We start from the raw sequence: 18,462 nt of genomic DNA on the forward strand, positions 1-18,462 counted from the left end.
GTTTAAAACTGCTTAAACAAATACCTGTTCGGATAACTCAATCGATCGCTTTGCCGTTTTCCACCGACAATAATGTGTATGATATTCATTTGGTCGTCAAACAAATTGTACAGAAAACTCACGGCAACCTCCACTTTCTTTGGTTGACTGACCACTTCGCTTTCCAGGAAAATGTTCACCGACTCACTCTCTTCTTCAAAACCAAGATAATCGATTTTCAAAAACTTACTATCTGTCTTTAGCTTCAAATAGTCTGTACAATATTTCTTTAACAGCTCGTTTATTTCCTGTTTGAATTTTTCGTCATTAAAGTGAACCGCTTTTCCGTATTTTTCTTTTAAGCCGTTCTCTAAATCATCCAGGAAAAATTTACCGATAATTTCAAATGTCTTTGATTTTGAGTTATACTTGAATTCTACCGAACCAACATGATAAGGGTGAATTTCTTTGGCAAGAAAAAGAGTTGAAATGAAAATTGAAAAAAGAAGCAGAAGCTTTTTCATAACCGAAACATAAAGTTTAAAACGAAATTAATCATTATTTTCGTACCTCAAAATTCGGTATGCAGGACTTTTTCTTTTACTTAAAGCTTGGTTGGGAGCACATTATTTCTCTGGACGCACTGGATCACCAACTTTTCATTTTAGCGTTGGTCGCGGTTTACGCGTTGAGTGACTGGAAAAAAATCTTGATTTTGGTAACGGCATTTACCATTGGGCATTCCATCACTTTGGCTTTAAGCGTTCTGGATTTTTTCAGGATTCCTACTGATTGGGTAGAATTCTTGATTCCTTTAACCATCGTCATCATCGCACTCGACAATATCTTTTTCAAAGGAAACCAGTCCAAATTAATGAGGATCAATTACTTTCTCGCCCTCATTTTCGGGTTGATTCACGGGATGGGTTTTGCGAATACCGCAAGAATGATGATGGCGAAAGAACAGAATATTTTCGTTCCGCTTTTAGGGTTTAATCTTGGACTCGAAATGGGACAGATTCTGGTTGTTGTGATCGTTTTATTATTAGAATTTTTCATTTTTAAATATCTAAAAATCAAGAAAGTAAACTGGATTCTAATCGTTTCTTTTTTCGTACTGCTTGTGTCGCTAAAAATCTGTATCGATAGATTTCCGCTTTCTTAGAAGATATTTTTTGAAATACCCAGCGAATTTTTTACTTACTTTTGAATCATAATTAATAATGACAACATGAATCTCAAATCTTTTTTCATCTTCTTTTTTTGTCCCCTTATTGCTTTCGCACAGAATATTCAGAATAATCCACAAAGCAACCACGGAAATAAATTTGAGCAGCTGGGAACAATTCTCCCTACTCCAAACATTTACCGAACAGCTTCTGGAGCTCCTGGTCACGGTTATTGGCAAAACAGAGCAGACTACGAAATCGCTGCCTACCTCGACGAAGACAAAAGAAATCTGAAAGGATCAGAAACGGTAACGTACTACAATAATTCACCCGATGACCTCGATTATCTTTGGCTTCAACTGGATGAAAACGAGCAGTCAACCGTAAAAAATGCTGGGTATCAAAGTTCAAGCAAATTGCCTCAAACCATTAATGCCGAACATTTGAAAGATCTTGAGATTCCTGTAAAAGACAACGGTTATGGGGTAAATATTGAAAAAGTGACCGACGCCGCAGGAAATCCACTCAAATATTTCGTCAACAAAACGATGATGCGAATAGATTTGCCAAAAGTTTTGAAGAAGGGAGAAAAACTGGTTTTTAAGGTAGACTGGAATTACAATATCCCCAACCGAATGACAATGGGAGGAAGAGGCGGTTACGAAAATTTCCCTGAAGACGGAAACGATCTGTACACGATTACGCAATGGTTTCCGAGAATGTGTGTTTACAGTGATTTCAAAGGATGGCAAAACAACCAGTTCACAGGTCGCGGCGAATTTGCGCTCCCTTTCGGAAACTATAAAGTATCAATGAATGTTCCTGCAGATCATATCGTTGCAGCAACGGGAGTAGGAAAAAATTTCAAAGAAGTGCTTTCTTCCACACAGTTTGCCCGATGGCAAAAAGCGCAGAATTCCAACGAACCTATTGAAATCGTAACTTTAGACGAAGCCCAAAAAGCTGAGAAAACCAAATCCACACAAAGAAAAACCTGGATTTTTGAAGCCGAAAATGTGCGTGATTTTGCGTGGACTTCATCCCGAAAATTTATCTGGGACGGAATGAAAGTCGTGATCCCCGAAAACAATAATCCCGTGATGGCGATGAGTCTTTATCCAAAGGAATCTTATCACCTTTACCGAAAATTCTCCACAAAAGCTGTTGCACACACAATCCTCACCTACTCCGAATTCACCATTCCTTATCCGTATCCGGTTGCTCAGTCTGTAGAAGCGGCAAACGGAATGGAATATCCGATGATCTGCTTTAACTTCGGAAGAACCGAGAAAGACGGCACCTATTCCGAAGGAATAAAAAATGGAATGATCGGCGTAATCATCCACGAAGTGGGACACAACTTTTTCCCGATGATCATCAATTCCGACGAAAGACAATGGTCATGGATGGATGAAGGATTAAACACTTTCGTAGAATATCTTACCGAAGAACGGTGGGACAATAAATTCCCTTCACGTCGTGGTCCAGCTCACACCATCGTAGATTATATGAAACTTCCGAAAGATCAGCTGGAACCGATTATGACCAATTCTGAGAACATCAATCATTTCGGTCCGAATGCCTACGCAAAACCAGCAACCGGACTCAATATTCTTCGGGAAACAATTATGGGGCGTGAACTTTTTGACAAAGCATTCAAAACCTATTCGAAAAGATGGGCGTTCCGTCATCCGGAACCGGCAGATTTTTTTAGAACGATGAATGATGCAAGTGCAGAAAACCTCGATTGGTTTTGGCGTGGCTGGTTCTATGGAATCGATCCTGTTGACATTTCCATCGATAAAGTTACCGTTGCCGAACCCGATTTGAATGCAGTCCCAAAACCGCAGGAAATCACGTACACTGTTGATAAACCTCAACAAAACGATTTCGAAGACATCTCAAAAATCCGAAACCGCGAAGACAAAAATATCCTGTTCTATACCGATAATGACAAGCAAACCCGTGATTTCTACTGGAGATACAACCGGGGACTGGAAAAAGTGGACACCAATAAAAAGTACACTCTGACTAATGACATATATGAAAAGTTGCCAGAAGCAGATAAAGTAAATTTGAAGAACGTGCGTGGTTACCAAATTGATTTCGGCAACAAAGGTGGAATGGTAATGCCGATTATTCTGGAGTTCACTTTCGAGGACGGGTCAAAAGTAAACGACAAAGTTGCCGCCCAAATCTGGCGAAAAGACGAAGGAAAGGTTTCACTCACCTACTTTTTCAACAAAAAACTGAAATCCATCCAACTCGACCCGATGCGCGAAACTGCAGACATCGACACCTCCAATAATTTCTGGGGCGATGCTCAGCAACCGGCTTCCAAATTCGAAGTATTCCGCGAAAAACAGCACAGCTCTGCAAGAGGCGCCGCCAAAGGAATGATTAATCCGATGCAGGCAGCAGGGAAAAAGTAGCGGAGTGGTTCAGTGTTTCAGTGGTTCAGCAATAAAGTTAATAGGTCTAATAAAATGAAAAGTCATCTTTGCGGGTGACTTTTTTTCTGCCAAAATTTCACCTCAATATTTAAAGTCTGCCAATTTGAACTTGAAACTTGAAACTTGAAACTTGAAACTTCGAATGGTATGAAGTTGGAGAAATTGAGCACAGAAAATATTTAAAAAAAATAATTATTATGTCAGTAAATTTCAAACCATTATCAGACAGAGTTCTTATCGAACCAAACGCTGCTGAAACCACGACTGCATCAGGAATTATCATTCCCGACACTGCAAAAGAAAAACCACAGGAAGGAACTGTAGTGGCAATTGGACCTGGTAAAAAAGACGAACCAACCACCGTAAAAGTGGGCGACAAAGTGCTTTACGGAAAATATTCAGGTTCTGAATTGAAGTTGGATGGAAAAGATTTTCTTATTGTAAGAGAAGGAGATTTATTGGGAATCTTGGAATAGAGTTCAGACTGAAACTTGGTGTTATTTATTTTAAAAATTATTAACTAAAATCTGACGTCTGAAATCTGACGTCTAAAATCTAAAAAATTATGGCAAAAGAAATAAAATTCGATATTGAATCAAGAGACGCCCTAAAAAGAGGTGTTGACGCTCTTGCAAACGCTGTAAAAGTAACTTTGGGACCTAAAGGTAGAAACGTAGTCATCGAAAAATCTTTCGGTGCGCCACATGTAACCAAAGACGGAGTTTCCGTTGCAAAGGAAATTGAGCTGGAAGACAAAGTGGAAAATATGGGAGCACAGATGGTAAAAGAAGTGGCTTCCAAAACCAATGATATCGCAGGTGACGGAACAACTACTGCAACTGTTTTGGCACAGGCAATCGTTCGCGAAGGTCTGAAAAATGTTGCAGCAGGTGCAAACCCAATGGATCTGAAAAGAGGAATCGACAAAGCAGTTTCTGCTGTTGTTGAAAACCTGAAATCTCAGTCACAGACTGTTGGCGAAAACGCAGAAAAAATCAAGCAGGTGGCTTCTATCTCTGCAAATAATGACGACACCATAGGGTCATTAATTTCTGAAGCTTTCGGAAAAGTGGGTAAAGAAGGTGTAATCACCGTTGAAGAAGCAAAAGGAACTGACACAACTGTAGATGTTGTGGAAGGAATGCAGTTCGACAGAGGTTACCAATCACCATATTTCGTGACCAATCCTGAGAAAATGGTTGCCGAATTGGAAAATCCATACATCCTTTTGGTTGAAAAGAAAATCTCTTCCATGAAGGAACTTCTTCCGGTTCTTGAGCCGGTTGCTCAAGCTGGAAAATCGCTTTTAATTATTTCTGAAGAAGTAGAAGGTGAAGCGCTTGCAACTTTAGTGGTAAATAAATTGAGAGGTTCTCTGAAAATTGCAGCGGTAAAAGCACCTGGATTTGGTGACAGAAGAAAAGCAATGCTTGAAGATATCGCAATCCTAACTGGTGGACAGGTAATTTCTGAAGAAAGAGGTTTCACCATGGAAAACGCTACTCTTGAAATGCTTGGAACTGCAGAAAAAATTTCAATCGATAAAGACAATACAACCATCGTAAACGGTGGTGGCGACGAAGCGCAAATCAAAGGTCGCGTAAACCAAATCAAAGCGCAGATGGAAACTACAACTTCTGACTACGACAGAGAAAAACTTCAGGAAAGATTAGCGAAATTGGCAGGCGGTGTTGCAGTTCTATACGTAGGTGCTGCATCAGAAGTGGAAATGAAGGAGAAAAAAGACAGAGTGGATGATGCTCTTCACGCAACAAGAGCTGCAGTAGAAGAAGGAATCGTTCCCGGTGGTGGTGTTGCTTTGGTAAGAACTATTTCCGCTCTTGGAAATCTTGACGGTGCAAACCAAGACGAAACTACCGGAATTAAAATTGTGAAAAGAGCGATCGAAGAGCCACTTCGTCAAATCGTAGCAAACGCCGGAGGTGAAGGTTCTGTAATCGTGGCAAAAGTTGCTGACGGTAGTGCAGACTTCGGTTACAACGCGAAAAATGACGAATTCGTAAACATGTACGAAGCCGGAATTATCGACCCTACAAAAGTAGTTCGTGTTGCCCTTGAAAACGCTGCGTCTGTTGCAGGAATGTTGTTGACTACAGAATGTGTGGTAACAGAAATCAAGAAAGACGAACCAGCAATGCCAATGGGAGGCGGAATGCCGGGAATGATGTAATGAAGCTGGAAGTTGGAAGACCGAGGTCCGGAGACTGGAACTATCCTATACTAAAATCCGTTCAGAAATTCTGGACGGATTTTTTCATTTGGCAGAAAATGCGTCTTACTGTACAAATTTTCGTTATTTCAATCTTTCAAGGATTGATAATAAAACAAAAAAGCTGCGCCCCGAAACTCAGAGCGCAGCTTTTATATTTAATATTTATCAAGAATATCCCTCTTTGAACCTCTCAATCAGCTCATCCATCTTTTCAATATGCAGGTAAACCGTTTTTACCTCTTCATATCGAGGGGATTTGTAGAAAACCTCGTGGAAATCCATATTTCCGTTGCCAACTTTTACGATTCTCAAAACCTCGATATTCAATTTTTTCAGTTCGTCTTTCAGCACTTGAAATTCATCGCTGATGTTAGTTTCCATATATTATATTTTTGATATCAGCCAATCATTAAATCGTGGTGAGCCGCAAGGTATTGGTTTTGCCGCTTTCGTTTGCAGGCATCGCGTTCAGGTTAATTACGAAGTCGTTCAAATCGACAAATCCATTTTCATAGGTAAGTTTGTTTACCTCGACTATCGTTTCGTCGGTAGATTTCTTGGCGTTGTAATAGAATGCTCTAACTCCCCACAGCAAGTTCAACATAGTGATTACCCTCTTGTTGGAGCTGTAAATAATGATATGCGAATTAGGTCGGTGCGCCGAAATTTGGAACGCGGTGTAACCCGAATAAGTTAAAGTTACGATGGCTTCAACATTAGTTGTTTTTGCGATTCTTACCGCGGCGAGACAAATCCTGTTGGTGATGAAACGTTCGTCAATACAGTTGAATTCGCGCTCGATCGGTGAGTTTTTGCTTTGGTAGAAATGGGTTTGCTCAATGTTCTTCACGATCTTCGACATATTTTTTACTACATCCACAGGATATCTTCCCACCGAAGTTTCTCCTGAAAGCATTACTGCATCTGCACCATCCAGAACTGAATTCGCTACGTCGTTCACTTCCGCTCTCGTCGGAGTTAAGCTGTTGATCATTGTCTCCATCATTTGTGTGGCGATGATCACGGGTTTTGCAAATTTTCTTGCTTTTTCGACGAGGTTTTTCTGGATTGCCGGAACTTCCTCCATCGGAACTTCAACGCCCAAATCACCACGAGCAACCATTAAACCATCACATTCCTGAAGGATTTCCTCGATGTTTCGAACACCTTCCGGTTTTTCGATTTTTGCGATAATCGGGGTTTTAAATTTGCCTTTCGGATGTTTAGCGATGAGTTCTTTCAAATCGATAATATCTTGCGCGTGACGAACGAAGGACAGCGCGATCCAGTCCAGTTCCAGATCAAGCATGAAATTGGCATCCTTGATGTCTTTCTCCGTCAAAGCTGGGAGCGAAACATTGGTATTCGGAAGGTTTACTCCTTTCTTGGAACTGAGCGGTCCACCTTGAATGGTTTTCGCTTTTACGGTGTCTTTTTCGTTGGTCTCGATTACTTCCAGGACGAGTTTACCGTCGTCGATCAGGATTCTTTCGCCCACCTTCACGTCTTGGGGAAACTTTTGGTAGGTCATATAAACCTTCTTGGAATCACCTTCGATTTTTTCATTGGTAAAAGTGAGGATGTCACCTGGATTCAGATAGGAACCTTCTTTCACCACGCCGACTCTCAATTTTGGGCCCTGCAAATCTCCAAGAATACTTGTGGAGAAGCCAAATTCCTTATTAATTTCTCGGATGGTTTCCACGTTCTTACGCACAAGATCGTAATCTGCGTGGGAAAAATTTATTCTGAAGACATCAACTCCCGCTTTGATCAGTTCGATCATGGTTTCCCGGTCGGATGAAGCCGGACCGAGCGTGGCGATAATCTTAGTCTTTTTTACATATTTATTCATAATACTGAAATAATTGATAGAGTTCCTCCTCGGAACTAAGGTCGAAATGCTGCACCGGAAAGGTGAGATTTCCAGGGAACAAAATTAGTGAAAAATCATCAAACGGCTCAGAAGTTTTGATGACATAATCTACCTCCTGAAAATGGTCAAGCAGAAAAAAAGATTCCTGTTCTGCGGTAAAAAGCTCGGTGGAGATTTTCTTCTGAGTGCTTTGCGCAGACTTGTTTGCGATGCAATGGATGCAGAGTTGCGAATCACTGTAATACGCTTCAAACCTAGGGAAAAAGTAATCGTAGTACTCGCCGTGATACACAAAATCTTCAATGCGCGAGAACTTAAAGGAATTACAGGAATTGAGGTGGTAGAAAAACTCGTAATCGGGTAATTCTTTTGCGAGACGTAGCAAACCTATTGTGATTTCCTCGTCTTCTTCCTCAAGGTCAAGTAATAACTTTTTGGCTTTCAATGATATTTTGTTTTTTGTTTAGGATATAGAATGCGCGTTGTGCCGCTTTTTCCTCCGCCTTCTTTTTGGAGGTTTCGGTGGCGTTGGAAATTTTTTCCTCGTCGAGCCAAACATAACTTCGGAAAACCTGGCTTTTGTTGGGTTGAATTTCCTCGCAGGTTTCATATTTGATGTTGACTTTCTTCTTCTGGCTCCATTCAAGCAGCAAACCTTTGTAGCTCACAATCTTGTTTTCCAGCTGGTTGATTGTGGAAGGAGTCAGGAGCCGGTCGATCACCACGGTTCTGCAAACCTCATAATCGAGGTCAAGGTAAATCGCGCCAATTAACGCCTCGAAAAGGTTGCCCTCGATATTTTCGCTGAGTGAAGTTGCCGATTCGTTCTGAAGAAATTTCGTCAATGAAAGTTCACGCCCCAATTTATTGAGATTTTTGCGGTTGACGATTTTAGATTTCATCTGGGTGAGGAAACCTTCGTTGGCGTTGGGATAAAGCGTGTAAAGATGGCACGAAATAATAGCGCCTAAAACCGAATCGCCCAGAAATTCTAAACGTTCGTAGTTTTTACATTCTTTATTCTTCGAGGAAGTTTTAAGTGAAAATGCTTCACGGTAAAGACTGATGTTCTGAACTCCGCAACCGGTAATTTTACTGATTTCGTGGCTTAGATGATAATCTTTTTCCGAGAAGTTTTTTTTTCTTTGGGTGAGGAATTTAGAAAGGTATTTCTTTAACTCCATACACTTTGCGTTTTATATTTTTTTGAAAAGCACACATGCATTATGGCCGCCGAAACCGAAAGTATTGCTCATGGCAAAGTTTACCTCCTTATCTACAGCGTGATTAAACGTGAAGTTCAATCGGCTGTCGATTCTTTCATCGTCGGTAAAATGGTTGATTGTAGGCGGCACCTTGTTGTGGATAATGGTTTTCAACGCAGCGATTGCTTCGATCACGCCGGCTGCACCCAGAAGGTGACCGGTCATTGATTTGGTGGAGTTGATCTGGATGTCGTAAGCATGTTCACCCAATAATTTAGAAATCGCGCTTGATTCAGCGATGTCACCCAGCGGAGTAGAAGTACCGTGCATATTGATATGATCTACTTCGTCGGTTGTTACACCTGCGTCTTCAAGGCAGTTCTTCATTACAAGATAAGCGCCTAAACCTTCCGGATGTGGTGCAGTCATGTGGTATGCGTCTGCACTCATTCCACCACCACTCAATTCGGCATAGATGGTTGCCCCTCGTTTCACGGCGTGTTCGTATTCTTCAAGAATAATACAGCCGGCTCCTTCACCAAGAACAAATCCGTCCCTGTCTTTGTCGAACGGTCTCGATGCGGTTTTCGGGTCGTCGTTTCTTGTGGAAAGCGCCATCATCGCATTGAAACCACCAACGCCGCTTGCGGTAACCGCTGCTTCGGAACCACCACAAACGATCACATCAGCTTTTCCTAACTGGATCAGCATTTTGGAGTCGATAATGGCGTTTGCAGAGGATGCACATGCGGAAACTGTGGTATAATTCGGACCGTGAAATCCGTATTCTATAGAAATTTGACCGCCAGTAATGTCGGCAATCATTTTAGGAATAAAAAATGGATTGAAACGTGGAATTTCTGTGTTTGCCCAACCCAAAACCTCGTTTTCGAAAGTTTCGAGGCCGCCAATTCCTGAACCCCAAATTACACCGACTCTGTTTTTGTCAACTGAGCCACTCAAAATGCCTGAATGTTGAACAGCTTCGCGAGCTGCAACGAGCCCGAACTGTGTGTTTCGGTCCATTTTCTTTGCCTCTTTCTTGTCGAAATGGTTTAATGGATCGAAATTTTTTACTTCGCAGGCGAATTTGGTTTTGAAGTTTGTGGCATCAAAAAGAGTAATCGGAGCGGCTCCGCTCTCACCTTTGAGAAGGTTTTCCCAGTATTCTTTAGCGTTTTTTCCAATCGGTGTAATAGCTCCAAATCCTGTTACAACTACTCTTTTTAATTCCATAAAGTTTGTTTCTGTTGAAAGAATATTATTTGTTCACTACTTCTTCAATGTAAGCAATAGCGTGTCCTACAGTAGTAATTTTCTCTGCTTGGTCATCAGGAATCTGGATGTTGAATTCTTTTTCGAATTCCATAATCAATTCCACAGTGTCCAAAGAATCAGCCCCTAAATCATTAGTGAAGCTAGCTTCTGGAGTTACTTCTGTTTCTTCAACGTCGAGTTTATCAGCGATAATAGCTTTTACTCTTGATGCAATGTCTGACATAGTAATTTATTTTTAGTTAATTGTTAGATGGTGCAAATATATAAAATTCTTTAGGATAATGAGTTTTTTTATTATTTTTTAAAGGGTTATCGTTTGCCATGAAACATCTGAAATCCAACAATAGCGGATGGCTTATGACAAATAGGATTAAAAAGTTTGGGACACAATCAGAACAGACAATTGCTTTCTGAAATCACAATTCATAATCAGAAAGACAAAATACCGGAACCATATTCAGTAGAGAGAAGATTTACAACCTGCTGCGACCTTTTTCAAAAGTTATGGGGCCGGAATATCGCAACTTCCACATCCAATGAATGTATGTGTTGCAAATCACTTCCCGCGAAGGTACGCTGACAAAAAAGTAATTTTGAAACAACATTAATAATTATTAAAGGAACTGGTCAGTTTCCGGTTGTCTTGAATTTTACAAACAAAAAAATCTACCGAAAAATTCCGGTAGATTCTAAAAACACAAATGATGAAAAAAAATTTCTCTTGACTAACGTAAAAACCGCGATTGTTATTTCTTAACAATAAGTTAAAATTCGTAATTACTCCGTCGGTCGGAAAACCAATCCGCTTTCCTCAAAATAGTCGAGCGTAATTCGGTCACCGTCGTTTACATTTCCTGCGAGGATTTCTTTGGAAAGCTTATTCAACACCTCCTGCTGCAATACTCTTTTCAAAGGTCTTGCTCCGAAACTCGGGTCGTAGCCTTTGTTCATGATATAATTAATGGCGTCGTCGGTTGCGGTCATATAGATTCCGCGTTTCTCCAGCATTTTGTTGAAACCGTTCAACTGATAGTGCACAATCTTGCCAATTTCCTTTTTGTTTAATGGCTGGAAGAGCACCACCTCATCAATTCTGTTTAGGAATTCAGGTCTTAAAGTCTGTTTCAGCAATCCGAACACCTCATCTTTGGTTTTGTCAACAATTTCGGCAACATTATCATCGGTGATGTTTTCGAAATTTTCCTGGATTAAATGGGAACCGAGATTCGAAGTCATAATGATAATCGAATTCTTGAAGTTCACTACTCTTCCTTTATTGTCGGTCAATCTTCCGTCGTCTAAAACCTGAAGCAAAGTGTTGAAAACATCGGGATGCGCCTTTTCGATTTCGTCTAAAAGCACTACTGAATAAGGTCTTCTGCGAACCGCTTCTGTCAACTGGCCACCTTCGTCATAACCGACGTATCCTGGAGGAGCGCCGACTAAACGAGAAACGCTGTGTCTTTCCTGATATTCGCTCATATCGATTCGGGTCATATTGTTTTCGTCGTCGAACAGAAATTCCGCAAGTGCTTTTGCCAATTCGGTTTTACCGACGCCGGTTGTTCCGAGGAACAGGAAGCTTCCGATCGGTTTTTTCTCGTCATTCAAACCAGCTCTGTTTCTGCGGATCGCGTCTGCAACGGAGGTAATCGCCTCGTCCTGTCCCACTACTCTTTTGTGGAGCTCGTCTTCCAGATGGAGCAATTTTTCTCTTTCGCTTTGGAGGAGTTTGGTTACAGGAATTCCAGTCCATTTGGAAATGACTTCCGAGATATTTTCAGCAGTTACCTCTTCTTTGATCAACTCGTTTTGGTGGTTCTGCATTTCAAGTTCGAGGGTTTTCAGTTCCTCTTCTTTTTCGCGGAGCTTACCGTATTGGATCTCGGCGACTTTTGCGTAATCTCCAGCTCTCGATGCGCGTTCGGCTTCCAGTTTCAGGGATTCGATTTCTTTTTTAACGATGGTTAAATCTTCCGATTTTTGCTTTTCTTTCAGCCATTTCGCATTGATTTCGTTTCGCTGCTCGGAAACTTTCGCGATGTCTTCTTTTAAATGGTCGATTTTGGTTTGGTTACCTTCCCTTGAAATAGCAGCCAACTCGATTTCCATCTGCATCAGTTTTCTGTCGAGCACGTCAAGTTCCTCGGGTTTGGAGTTGATTTCCATTCTGAGTTTTGCAGAAGCTTCGTCAATAAGGTCGATCGCTTTGTCGGGTAGAAAACGGTCGGAAATGTATCTTTGAGATTGCTCCACTGCCGCGATAATCGCCTCATCTTTAATTCTTACTTTATGGTGCGCTTCGTATTTATCCTTGATTCCACGGAGGATCGAAATTGCGGATTCGGTATCCGGTTCTTCGACCATCACTTTCTGGAAACGTCTTTCGAGCGCTTTATCTTTCTCGAAATATTTTTGGTATTCGTTCAAAGTAGTTGCACCCACTGCACGAAGTTCTCCTCGCGCCAAAGCGGGTTTCAGAATGTTTGCGGCGTCCATCGCTCCTTCACCGCCACCTGCACCTACTAAAGTGTGGATCTCGTCGATGAAGAGAATAATTTGTCCGTCGCTTTTAATTACTTCATTTACAACGGATTTCAATCTTTCCTCGAATTCACCTTTGTATTTTGCACCTGCAATCAAGGCGCCCATATCTAAGGAAAACAAAGTTTTGTCAGCGAGGTTTTCGGGAACGTCGCCCGAAATAATTCTGTGCGCGATTCCTTCTGCAATCGCGGTTTTACCTACGCCGGGTTCACCGATGAGGATCGGGTTGTTCTTGGTTCTTCGGGAAAGGATCTGCAAAACCCTTCTGATTTCTTCATCACGGCCGATTACGGGGTCGAGTTTTCCTTCCGCAGCGAGTTCGTTGAAGTTTTTTGCATATTTATTTAAACTTTGGTAAGTTTCCTCCGAACTTGCAGAAGTTGCTTTAGAACCTTTTCTCAGTTCTTTGATGGCACTTTCCAGTCCGTTTTTGGTCACGCCCATGTCTTTCAACATTTTAGAGACCTCGGAACTCACCTCAAATAGCGAGAGCCACAGATGTTCGATCGTTACATATTCGTCACCCATTTTTTTTGCAATATTGGGCGCGTCGAGCAAAACTTTGTTTGCGGATTGAGAAAGGTAAATATTTCCGCCTTCCACTTTCGGGAGTTTTTCGATGTTTTCCCGATTCCGTTCTCTGACTAAATTAAACTCTGCCTCCGACTTTTTCAACAAAAATTCAGAGATATTTTCATCTACCTGAAAGATTCCTTCCAACAGATGTTGCGGTTCGATACTTTGGTTGCCAAACTCCATAGCAACCTGTTGCGCTTTTTGGATGGCTTCCTGTGATTTGGTGGTATATTGGTTAAAGTTCATATCTATTTCTTTTTTACTCTAAAAAACATTAAGAACCCACACAAATTTACCGATGAATTCTTAATGTCTTTATTAATCATTTATTAATTCTGAAAACTTTAACACAAAGACTGTACTATTTTTATTTTCATTAAGAAATGTGTCAATTTTTCCGATTTCATCAGTGTTAGCAGGAGTTTTTGTGACGAAATTTCCATTTTTTCAATTGCATCCTAACCAGTAAATTTCGATAATAGACAAAAAAAAGTGGGGTACGCGAAAAATGTCAAGATTGCTTTCGACTTTTACATTTATAAATTACCGTAATATGACACTCACAGAAAAACAGAAAGAGATTCTTGAAGTCGCCAAAACATTCTTTGCGGAACGAGGATACGTTGAAACATCCATGCGTGATCTGGCTCAACAACTCAATATAAAAGCGGCTTCGATTTACTCACATTTCAAGTCGAAGGAAGAGATTCTTACTATTATTAGCAATGAAATTTACGACATGATGAAAAGCAATATGGAGAAAATACAGCAGGAAAATCTAAATCCTACCGACAAATTCTTGCTATATGTAAAGCTTCATATTCTGGCTGTGACTAATTATCAGCAATCTTTCCGTATCTATTATAAATACTGGAACTTATCGAAAACAAATGCGGCAAAATACGGCCTACTTAATTATGAGTATTTCGACTTTATAAAAAAGTTGGTTTATGACGTGTTTCCGAAGCTGAAAGAACAGGTTTTCTATATCCCCAATGCGACCCCGCTTTTCATTATCGATACATTGAACAGCATTCCGAAAATCATCAATCCTGAAAACCCCGATATCGAGGGTGTAGTGAAAGACATTCAGGATCGACTGATGTACGGGTTACCAGAAAGACATGTGATTTTTCACCTCAATTAATTGCACATTCTTGTAAATCAGCAAGTTGATTTTTTTTAATTTTTAAGTATATTTGTTGGAGTCACTTTAAGTGAAATTTTTCAACAGACATGCATCATTTTCATCAGCTAAAAACCACCAAAGTCGCGAAGGAAACCAACGATTCCGTACACATCGCTTTCGAAGTTCCACAGAATTTAAGACACGAGTTCGCCTTTAAACAGGGGCAATATCTGAATCTTCGCTTTTTCTTCGACGGTGAGGATCTGCGCCGCTCCTACTCTATCATCAATGCACCTTCAGAAGGAAATTCTGATCTGGAAATCCTCGTGAAACATCTTGACGGCGGCAAAGTTTCCACCTATCTCAACAACGAACTGAAAGTGGGCGACCTGGTTGATGTAATGGCTCCAATGGGACATTTTTATACCAACTACCATTCTTCAAATGAGAAAACTTACATAGGACTCGCTGCAGGAAGCGGAATTTCTCCCGTTCTCTCCAATTTGAAGGAAGCACTTTTCCAGGAACCGAAAAGCAATGCCTACCTTTTTTTCAGCAACAAGAGTTTGAGCGATATCATCTTCAAGAAAGAAATCGATGAACTCGCCAGGAAATTCAACGGCAGATTGCATGTGATTTACATTCTTTCCCGCGAAAAACATTTTGAGGATGAACTTTTCGAAGGCAGAATCTCACCCGAAAAACTTGATCTGCTGTTCAGTCGCTTTACCGAAATCCCTGTTCAGGAATCCACTTATTTTATTTGCGGACCATCCGAAATGATCAAGGGAATCGCCGATTACCTGAAGAACGACAGAAAAGTTCCCTCACTACAAATCATGTATGAATATTACGCAGCTCCCGATGATGAAGAAAATGCTGAGATGAGCGACGAATTCAAAGCAATCCCAAATATCGAAAGCATGGTGACGGTGATTATCGATGACGACGAATATTCCTTTCACCTCAATTCGAAAAAAAACAGTATTTTAGACCAGGCGTTACAGGAAAAACTACCGGTTCCTTTCGCTTGCAAAGGCGGGGTTTGCTGCACCTGCAAAGCTCAGGTGATGGATGGCGAAGTATTTATGGAGAAAAATTTCGCCCTCACTGAAGACGAGGTCGAAAAAGGATTCGTTCTCACTTGCCAATGTCACCCGACAACCAACGTGGTGATGCTGAACTACGATGTTTAATGTAACTTAGGAAACCTCATAGGTTTTCGAAACCTATGAGGTTTACCCCGAAAGTCATGAAAAAATTCCGTTTAAAGAAAATAAAACTAAAAAAAGACGCTATGACTGACTGGAAATTCGCTTCATTAATTGAAGTCGACAAAGAGTACAAAGTTGACGGTCTGAATATCTGGAACCATTACTGGCATTGCAGCGACCGCAAGATTGAAGTGCGCGGACCGTTTGAAGGACAGGTTTATTTCTTCAACGAGTACGAAATACAGACTCCGACCAAGAAAGTAAATTTCGTTGCAGGCGAGTTCATCAACGGGCAGATCGGGATTTATGTAAAGGACGAAAAAACGGTGTAAGCGTAATTCGCTTACATTCTGACCTTCGGTCAAAAAAAACTATTTCCTACCAATAAAAGAAAATGAAATGGACACAGAAAAATTCTTAGCATACGTACAGCAGGAAAACAAAGTGGAGCCGAAAGATGTAATGCCCGATGATTACAGAAAACTCCTCGTGCGACAGATCTCGCAACATGCACACTCCGAAGTGGTGGGAATGCTTCCTGAAGCCAATTGGATCACCCGCGCTCCTTCGCTAAGAAGAAAAATGGCGCTTTTAGCAAAAATTCAGGATGAGGCGGGACACGGACTTTACCTTTACGCAGCGACCGAAACTTTAGGAAACGGCGAAATTGTTGCCGACCGAGATTCAACCTACAACGATATGCTTTCGGGAAAGGCAAAATATTCAAGCATCTTTAATTACCCCGCACTTTCGTGGGCAGATATTGGCGCAATTGGCTGGTTGGTTGACGGCGCCGCAATTATGAACCAGGTGATGCTCATGGGAAATTCTTACGGACCCTATTCCAGAGCGATGGTGAGAATCTGTAAGGAAGAAAGTTTTCATCAGCGTCAAGGATACGAAATTCTGATGACGCTTTGCCGCGGAACGAAGGAGCAGAAGGATTTGGCACAGGAAGCACTGAATCGTTTTTGGTGGCCCGCTTTGATGATGTTCGGACCGAATGACGACGCGTCGCCAAACTCCCAAAAATCGATGAACTACCGAGTAAAGCGCGAAAGCAACGATTCCTTAAGACAAAGATTTGTAGATGTCACCGTTCCACAAGCTGAATTTCTTGGGTTGAAAATTCCTGACGAAAAACTGAAATGGAACGAAGAAAGGCAACATTATGATTTCGGTGATTTACCGTGGGATGAATTTATGGAAGTACTAAAAGGAAACGGAACCTGCAACAAAAAACGCCTTGAAACCAAGAGAAAAGCTCAGCAGGAAAATGCGTGGGTAAAAGATGCAGCGATGGCGTATGCAGCGAAGAAAAACGAACTGAATGAATCTGCAAGTTGAATACCGGATACAGTCTCAAAAATCAAAATGACCGCAATTGCGGTCATTTCTCTTATTTGGATTCCTTGATGTGTTCCTTGATTTTCTCTTCCAGCTCTTCAGCTAATTCGGGATTGTCTTTCAGCATATCTTTTACTGCGTCTCTTCCCTGACCAAGTTTGGTGTCGTCGTAGCTGAACCAGGATCCGCTTTTCTTCACGATTCCCATATCAACCGCAGTATCGAGGATTTCTCCGACTTTAGAAACTCCCTCTCCGTACATGATGTCGAATTCCGCCTGCTTGAAAGGTGGCGCAACTTTGTTCTTCACGATTTTTACCTTCACTCGGCTTCCTACTGCTTCGTCTCCCGACTTGATCGGAGCGCTTGCTTTCCTGATATCGATTCGTACAGAAGCGTAGAATTTCAAGGCATTTCCACCGGTCGTAGTTTCGGGGTTTCCGAACATTACACCGATCTTCTCTCTCAACTGGTTGATGAAAATTACGGTACATTTTGTTCTGGAAATGGTCGCGGTCAATTTTCTCAACGCCTGCGACATCAATCTTGCATGGAGTCCCATTTTGGAATCACCCATTTCTCCCTCGATTTCCGCTTTTGGCGTAAGTGCCGCCACAGAGTCGATCACCACGATATCGATTGCCCCGGAACGGATCAGGTTGTCTGCAATTTCCAGCGCCTGCTCACCATTGTCCGGTTGGGAAATAATCAAATCATCGAGGTTGATTCCCAACTTCGCAGCGTAATGTCTGTCGAATGCATGTTCCGCGTCAATAAATGCTGCGATTCCTCCCATTTTCTGCGCTTCGGCGATTGCATGTAAAGTCAGGGTAGTTTTTCCCGAAGATTCAGGGCCGTAAATTTCGATCACTCTTCCTTTAGGATAACCGCCAACTCCGAGCGCCAAATCCAAACCAAGCGATCCGGATGGAATCACTTCAATCGAAGTATCCACGGAGTCGTCTCCCAAAGTCATTACGGTTCCCTTTCCATAGGTTTTATCGAGTTTGTCGAGCACTAAGGCGAGTGCTTTTTTCTTATCTTCCATACTGCTCATCTGTAAAATTATTTTTCCAAAAGTACGCAAATTATCACTCTTTTCCCACAGTTATTTCACCCTAATTTTTAAAATTGAGATTTAAAAAGAGAATTTCGGGGCAAAAAATCGCTTTTTGTTGTTGATATATTTGCCTAACAAAAAAATATTGCTAAATTTGCACCACTCAAATCAAAACAGACCCATGGTGTAGCGGTAACACTACTGATTTTGGTTCAGTCATCTGGGGTTCGAATCCCTGTGGGTCTACATTGCAAAACAAGCAATCAATTGATATTCAGTTGGTTGCTTTTTTATTTTTCCTATTTTTAGCCTTTAGGACAAGGCTTGGGGCAAGGATAATAAAAATAATTAATCATTAGATTGATTAGCAGGATTTTGATTTAACAAGGATTTCAT

The 18,462-nt window shown here is 41.3% G+C and carries 17 protein-coding genes and 1 tRNA gene; 9 read left to right on the forward strand and 9 right to left on the reverse strand.

Annotated elements, in window-relative coordinates:
* Nucleotides 1-2 precede the first annotated feature (2 nt).
* Nucleotides 3-503 (reverse strand): DUF6702 family protein, encoded by a 501-nt coding sequence (locus tag MTP09_RS12715; RefSeq protein ID WP_243548723.1) that lies wholly within the window; start codon nucleotides 501-503, stop codon nucleotides 3-5.
* Nucleotides 504-562: 59 nt separating this feature from the next.
* Between MTP09_RS12715 and MTP09_RS12720 the strand changes: the two genes are divergently transcribed.
* The 4 genes from MTP09_RS12720 to groL all read left to right on the forward strand — a co-directional run bounded on the left by MTP09_RS12720 (nucleotide 563) and on the right by groL (nucleotide 5,792).
* Nucleotides 563-1,144, forward strand: a complete 582-nt coding sequence (locus tag MTP09_RS12720) for a HupE/UreJ family protein (protein WP_243548724.1) — start codon at nucleotides 563-565, stop codon at nucleotides 1,142-1,144.
* A 66-nt stretch (nucleotides 1,145-1,210) separates the two neighbouring features.
* Nucleotides 1,211-3,580: a M1 family metallopeptidase gene (locus MTP09_RS12725; protein ID WP_243548725.1), complete on the forward strand. Its 2,370-nt coding sequence runs from the start codon at nucleotides 1,211-1,213 to the stop codon at nucleotides 3,578-3,580.
* 218 nt (nucleotides 3,581-3,798) lie between these two features.
* A complete protein-coding gene (locus MTP09_RS12730) occupies nucleotides 3,799-4,077 on the forward strand; it encodes a co-chaperone GroES (RefSeq protein ID WP_243548726.1) in 279 nt (92 codons plus the stop codon).
* 89 nt (nucleotides 4,078-4,166) lie between these two features.
* Entirely contained in the window at nucleotides 4,167-5,792 is a 1,626-nt protein-coding gene (gene groL, locus MTP09_RS12735; protein WP_243548727.1) for a chaperonin GroEL, read from the forward strand.
* A 207-nt stretch (nucleotides 5,793-5,999) separates the two neighbouring features.
* Here the strand turns inward: groL and MTP09_RS12740 are convergent, their stop codons facing one another.
* The 7 genes from MTP09_RS12740 to clpB all read right to left on the reverse strand — a co-directional run bounded on the left by MTP09_RS12740 (nucleotide 6,000) and on the right by clpB (nucleotide 13,562).
* A complete protein-coding gene (locus MTP09_RS12740; protein ID WP_243548728.1) occupies nucleotides 6,000-6,215 on the reverse strand; it encodes a hypothetical protein in 216 nt (71 codons plus the stop codon).
* Nucleotides 6,216-6,243: 28 nt separating this feature from the next.
* Entirely contained in the window at nucleotides 6,244-7,689 is a 1,446-nt protein-coding gene (gene pyk / locus MTP09_RS12745; protein WP_243548729.1) for a pyruvate kinase, read from the reverse strand.
* The gene (locus tag MTP09_RS12750) at nucleotides 7,682-8,155 is read right to left on the reverse strand and encodes an IPExxxVDY family protein (protein ID WP_243548730.1); all 474 of its coding nucleotides are present in this window, start codon (nucleotides 8,153-8,155) and stop codon (nucleotides 7,682-7,684) included. Before MTP09_RS12750 ends, pyk begins: the two co-directional genes overlap by 8 nt.
* Nucleotides 8,130-8,894 carry a ribonuclease III gene (gene rnc / locus MTP09_RS12755; RefSeq protein ID WP_243548731.1) on the reverse strand — a complete coding sequence of 255 codons (765 nt, stop codon included), beginning with the start codon at nucleotides 8,892-8,894 and terminating at the stop codon, nucleotides 8,130-8,132. The genes MTP09_RS12750 and rnc overlap by 26 nt, the downstream gene beginning before the upstream one ends.
* A gap of 12 nt (nucleotides 8,895-8,906) precedes the next feature.
* Entirely contained in the window at nucleotides 8,907-10,151 is a 1,245-nt protein-coding gene (gene fabF, locus MTP09_RS12760; RefSeq protein ID WP_243548732.1) for a beta-ketoacyl-ACP synthase II, read from the reverse strand.
* Nucleotides 10,152-10,176: 25 nt separating this feature from the next.
* Nucleotides 10,177-10,416: an acyl carrier protein gene (locus MTP09_RS12765; protein ID WP_002976354.1), complete on the reverse strand. Its 240-nt coding sequence runs from the start codon at nucleotides 10,414-10,416 to the stop codon at nucleotides 10,177-10,179.
* Between the two features lie 554 nt (nucleotides 10,417-10,970).
* Nucleotides 10,971-13,562 (reverse strand): ATP-dependent chaperone ClpB, encoded by a 2,592-nt coding sequence (clpB, locus tag MTP09_RS12770; protein WP_243548733.1) that lies wholly within the window; start codon nucleotides 13,560-13,562, stop codon nucleotides 10,971-10,973.
* 307 nt (nucleotides 13,563-13,869) lie between these two features.
* Between clpB and MTP09_RS12775 the strand changes: the two genes are divergently transcribed.
* The 4 genes from MTP09_RS12775 (at nucleotide 13,870) to paaA (ending at nucleotide 17,006) form a co-directional block, all read left to right on the forward strand.
* The gene (locus tag MTP09_RS12775; RefSeq protein WP_243548734.1) at nucleotides 13,870-14,463 is read left to right on the forward strand and encodes a TetR/AcrR family transcriptional regulator; all 594 of its coding nucleotides are present in this window, start codon (nucleotides 13,870-13,872) and stop codon (nucleotides 14,461-14,463) included.
* An 89-nt stretch (nucleotides 14,464-14,552) separates the two neighbouring features.
* Nucleotides 14,553-15,641, forward strand: coding sequence for an FAD-binding oxidoreductase (locus MTP09_RS12780; protein WP_243548735.1), 1,089 nt, complete (start codon nucleotides 14,553-14,555; stop codon nucleotides 15,639-15,641).
* 101 nt (nucleotides 15,642-15,742) lie between these two features.
* Entirely contained in the window at nucleotides 15,743-15,991 is a 249-nt protein-coding gene (locus MTP09_RS12785; RefSeq protein ID WP_243548736.1) for a hypothetical protein, read from the forward strand.
* 67 nt (nucleotides 15,992-16,058) lie between these two features.
* The gene (gene paaA / locus MTP09_RS12790; RefSeq protein ID WP_243548737.1) at nucleotides 16,059-17,006 is read left to right on the forward strand and encodes a 1,2-phenylacetyl-CoA epoxidase subunit PaaA; all 948 of its coding nucleotides are present in this window, start codon (nucleotides 16,059-16,061) and stop codon (nucleotides 17,004-17,006) included.
* A gap of 52 nt (nucleotides 17,007-17,058) precedes the next feature.
* Here paaA and recA read toward each other — a convergent pair whose 3' ends face one another.
* The gene (gene recA / locus MTP09_RS12795; protein ID WP_243548738.1) at nucleotides 17,059-18,063 is read right to left on the reverse strand and encodes a recombinase RecA; all 1,005 of its coding nucleotides are present in this window, start codon (nucleotides 18,061-18,063) and stop codon (nucleotides 17,059-17,061) included.
* Between the two features lie 178 nt (nucleotides 18,064-18,241).
* Here recA and MTP09_RS12800 point away from each other — a divergent pair.
* Nucleotides 18,242-18,312: transfer RNA gene (locus MTP09_RS12800), tRNA-Gln, on the forward strand.
* Nucleotides 18,313-18,462: the final 150 nt, after the last annotated feature.

This window comes from Chryseobacterium suipulveris (genome assembly GCF_022811685.1).
In the GTDB taxonomy this organism is placed as follows: domain Bacteria; phylum Bacteroidota; class Bacteroidia; order Flavobacteriales; family Weeksellaceae; genus Kaistella; species Kaistella suipulveris.